The 4482-nt window shown below is 70.7% G+C and carries 3 protein-coding genes; 2 read left to right on the forward strand and 1 reads right to left on the reverse strand.

The genetic code is table 11. The features are described from left to right. Both ACTS1X_RS02040 and ACTS1X_RS02045 read left to right on the forward strand, forming a co-directional pair. Window positions 1-1393: ABC transporter permease (locus tag ACTS1X_RS02040; RefSeq protein WP_442612723.1), on the forward strand; the 1393-nt coding region annotated here is incomplete at its 5' end. Then, the gene (locus ACTS1X_RS02045; protein ID WP_442612724.1) at window positions 1393-2595 is read left to right on the forward strand and encodes an efflux RND transporter periplasmic adaptor subunit; all 1203 of its coding nucleotides are present in this window, start codon (window positions 1393-1395) and stop codon (window positions 2593-2595) included. The genes ACTS1X_RS02040 and ACTS1X_RS02045, both read left to right, overlap by 1 nt. A 121-nt stretch (window positions 2596-2716) precedes the next feature. On the opposite strand, the gene ACTS1X_RS02050 is transcribed toward ACTS1X_RS02045, so the two are convergent. Next, complete coding sequence (locus ACTS1X_RS02050; RefSeq protein ID WP_442612725.1) at window positions 2717-4228, reverse strand: AAA family ATPase; 1512 nt, start codon at window positions 4226-4228, stop codon at window positions 2717-2719. Between the last annotated feature and the right edge of the window lie 254 nt (window positions 4229-4482).

Here is a 4482-nt window from a genome sequence, read left to right on the forward strand (position 1 = left end):
CGGCATCCTGCTCGGCTGGGCGGCGGGCGCCTGGATGGGGCGCGGCATGACCGCGCTCTATGCCGAATATTACCGCTTCCCCTTCCTCTACTACCGGATCTCGACGAGCACCTTCGCGATCGGGGCGCTGCTCGCCGCGGGATCGGCCGTGCTCGGCGCGCTGGGCGGCGTGCGGACCGCGATCGGGCTGACCCCGGCGATCGCCATGGCCCCGCCCCAGCCGCCGGTCTACAAGACCGGCTTCCTCGAACGCCTGGGCCAGAAAGCCGGGTTCACGAGCATCGGCCACATGATCGTCCGCCATATCGGGCGCTGGCCGGTGCGCTCGGGGATCACGGTGTTCGGCGTGGCGCTCTCGCTCGGCCTGCTGTTCAGCACGATGCAGTTCCTCGACGGCACCAACGAGATGCTCGAGGCCAATTTCTTCCGCGCCCAGAACCAGGACCTGACCGTGGCGCTGATCGAGGCGGGCAACGAGGAGGCGGTGCACAATCTGGCGAGCATCCCCGGCGTTCTGCGCGTCGAGGCGACCCGGGCGGCGGCGGCGCGGTTGCGCAACGGCCATCGCTCCGAGCGGGTCGCCATCGAGAGCGCGTCGAGCGACGCCCGGCTCTGGTCGCGGATCGATGCGTCGGGACGCGAAATCCCCCTGCCGCCGGCCGGGCTGATGCTGAGCGGCCAGCTCGCCGCGAAGCTCGACGTGCGGGCCGGCGACCGGATCGAGATCGACATGCTCGAGGGACGGCGGATACGGACGCAGATCCCGGTGGTCACGACGATCGACGAATATGTCGGGTCGCGCGCCTATGCCGACAGCGCGACGCTCGAACGGCTGACGCGCGACGATTCGCCGGTCGGATCGGCGCTGTTGCGGATCGATCCGGCGGCGCGCGAGGATATTCTCGACGAATTGCGCGAGATGCCGGTCGTGCTCGGCGTGACCGAACGGCGCGCGACGCTCGACAAGTTCCGCGAGATGATCGACGACAATATTATCACGATGATCGGCTTCTATATCGCCTTCGCCTCGGCGATCGTGATCGGGGTCGTCTACAACAGCGCGCGGATCATCTTTTCCGAGCGCGCGCGCGAGCTCGCGACATTGCGGGTGCTCGGCTATCACAAGGAGGAAGTCGCCCTGATCCTGCTCGGCCAGATCGCGCTGCTCGTGGCGCTGGCGGTGCCCGTCGGCTGCCTGACCGGCTATTGGCTGGGCCAGGGCCTCGCCGCGGCGTTCAGTTCGGACCTGTTCCGGCTGCCCTTCGCGCCGACCCGGGGAACCTACGGCTTCTCGATCGTCGTGGTGCTCGTCGCCGCCGCGCTGACGGCGCTGATCGTCGCCCGGCGGGTGGCGAGACTGGATATGGTACGTGTATTGAAGGCGCGCGACTGATGCTCGACACACTCAAACGCTGGCGGTGGGCGATCCTGATCGCCGCCCTGTTCGTCCTCGGCCTGGGCTACGCCTTCTGGCCCGAAGCCGTGCCGGTCGATACCGGCGACGTGACACGCGGCGCGATGACCGTCGGGATCACCGATGACGGGGTGACGCGGGTCCACGATTCCTACATCGTCTCGGCGCCGGTCAGCGGCTATGTGACGCGGATCGAGATCGAACCGGGCGATCCGGTCGTCGCGCGCGAGACCGTCATCGCGCGGATGGCGGGGCGGCCGTCGACCCCGCTCGATACGCGCTCGCGCCGCGAGCTGCAGAATGCGCTGGCCGCCGCCCAGGCGGCCGAACGCAGCGCCCGGGCGCAGGTGCAGAGCGCGATCGCCTCGCTCGACCTCGCCCGGCGCGAACTGGCGCGGGCCGAAACGCTGGCCGAGCGAGGTTTCCTGCCGCAATCGCGGCTCGACGCGGCGCGCACCGAGGCCGATGCCCGCCGCGCGGCGCTCGCCGGCGCCCGGGCGACCGTCGAGCAGAACCGTTCCGAGGTCGGCCGCATCCGCGCCTCGCTCAACGAACCGGCGGCCGGCACGCCGACCGGCAGCGGCCCGGTCGCCGTCCGCTCGCCGACCAGCGGCACCCTGCTGCGCGTGCTCCACGAAAGCGAAGGCGTCGTCCCCGAGGGTACGCCGCTCGTCGAGATCGGCGATCCCGAGCGGATCGAGATCGTCGTCGACCTGCTGTCGCGCGAGGCGGTCCGCGTCCGGCCAGGCGCGCCGGTCGCGATCACCCGCTGGGGCGGGGACGAGACGCTGGCCGGGCGGATCCGGCGGATCGAACCGTTCGGCGAACTCAAGATATCGGCGCTCGGCATCGAGGAGCAGCGGGTCAACGTCATCATCGATTTCGACGAACCGCTGGAGCGGATCGCGCGGCTCGGCCACGGCTATCAGGTCGACGCGACGATCACCGTATGGAGCCGCGAGGATGCGCTGCGCGTCCCGATCGGGGCGATCTTCCGCAGCGGCGCCGACTGGCACGTCTATGTCGTCTCGGGGGGCCGCGCCGTCGAACGGCCGGTCGAGATCGGCCAGATCAACGACGAGCATGCCGAGGTGCTGGGCGGGCTCGAAGCGGGCGACGCGGTGATCGTCAATCCCGGCAACCGGGTCGCCGACGGGCGCCGGATCACGCGCCGCAATTGACCGGCATCAACCGGGCGACCGCAGTTTTCGGCCATCATCGGCAGGGCGGGTACGACGCCGCCGCCGGGCCGGATGCCGAAAGCGGTGTCCGCGCATCCCGCCCGACCGCCGACCGGCCCGGTCAGCCGATCCCGGCGCGGGCCCGGGCGGTGCGGACGAGGGCTTCGCGGTCCCGCGCGGCATCGACCGCCGTCCAGCCGACGGATCCGGCGTCCGCGCGCGCCTGCGCCTGCACGACGGAGACGGTCGCGTCCGAGGGATTGGGACCGCGCGCCGCCACCCGGTCGGCCCGGATATCGGTCGGCGCCTCGAGCCAGAGCCCGGTGAAGGCCGCACCACATTGCTCCGCCAACCGCGCGACACCGTCGCGCTCGGCGCTCTCCAGAAAGGTCGCGTCGGCGATGACGGTGCTGCCGCCCGCCAGCGCGCGCCTTGTATCGGTCCGCAGCCGCCGATAGACGCGCTCCGACACGTCGCCCGCATAGGCGGATTGCGGCAGCGGCCGTTCGGGCGGGACACCGAACAGCCGTTTGCGGATCATGTCGGACGAGATCACCACGGCCTGTACCGGCGCCGCGAGCGCCGCCGCGACGGTCGACTTGCCGGTTCCGGACCGACCCCCGACCGCGATCAGCCGGGGCGCATCCGCCCGGTCGCCATAGGCGCGCGCCAGATCGAGATAGGCGGTTGCCGGGCGATCCTTCATCGCCGCCACCAGCGCCTTGACGACCGCCCGGCAGGATTTGAACATCGGCAGGAGCCCGGCCCCGCGATAGTCCCGGGTGGCGGACAGATAGCGGTTGAGCAGCCGGTTGGCCGCGTCCCCCGCGCCCGCATGTTCGAGATCCATCAGCAGGAAGGCGAGATCGTACTGGACATCGATCTCGGTCAGCTCGGGATCGAACTCGATGGCGTCGAACGGCACCGGCCGGCCCTCCCACAGGCAGATATTGGCGAGATGCAGGTCGCCGTGACAGGTGCGGACGAAACCGTGCCGCCCGCGCGCGTCGAGCAGCGGCGCGAACCGCTCCAGCATGCCGTCCATCCATCGGCGCCAGGCGGCGAGATCGGCGAGATCGATCCGCGACCCGAGCAGCGGCCGGGTCGCATCGACCAGATTGCGCTCGATCGCGGCGAAGCGCGCCGCGCCGTCCCGCCTGACGACCTTTTCCGCCCCGGCATGGGAGGCCGCGACGGTGTCGGCGAGCGCATCGACCAGCCGGTCGGTCAGCCGGCCGTCCGCCACGAGCAGGTCGAACTGGTCGCGTTCGGCGAAGCGGCGCATTTCGACGACCCAGTCGACGATCTCGCCGTCCGTGCCGAAAGCAAGCCCCGCCGGCGTGCGGCTGATCGGCCGCACGCCGCGATACAGCGTCGGCGCGACGCGGCGGTTGATCGCGAATTCGGCCCGGCAGGCCCGTTCGCGCAGCGCCACGGTCGAATAGTCGAGAAATGGCAGCGCGAGCGCGCGTTTCAGCTTGAACACGCGGTCCGGCGTCAGGAACAGCCGGGAGATATGCGTTTCGAGCGCCTCGACCGGCTGGCCGTCATGGGTCGCGGGCGACGCCAGAAAGGCGACGGTGCCGGCCTGGCTCCGCTCGGCGGCATCGCTGGAACCCGATATCTCCGTCATAACGGGCACTCCGACCTGAAAGGGTAACCGACGACCGATATATGGGTGGCGGCCCGGCGCTGGTCCTTGCGCCAGATCAATGCCATGCCGGCCGAAGGGAGACATGCACGCGAAATGGCTGACTTTTTCGAGGACATGACGGATCGCGCGGCGCAGGGCGACCCCGTCCCCACCGCGGTCGTCCATCCCGTCGACCGCCGCTCGCTGGGCGGCGCGCTGGCGGCCGCGGAGGCGGGATTCATCGCACCGATACT

Origin of the sequence: Parasphingopyxis sp., assembly GCF_052168275.1 — a bacterium.
In the GTDB taxonomy this organism is placed as follows: domain Bacteria; phylum Pseudomonadota; class Alphaproteobacteria; order Sphingomonadales; family Sphingomonadaceae; genus Parasphingopyxis.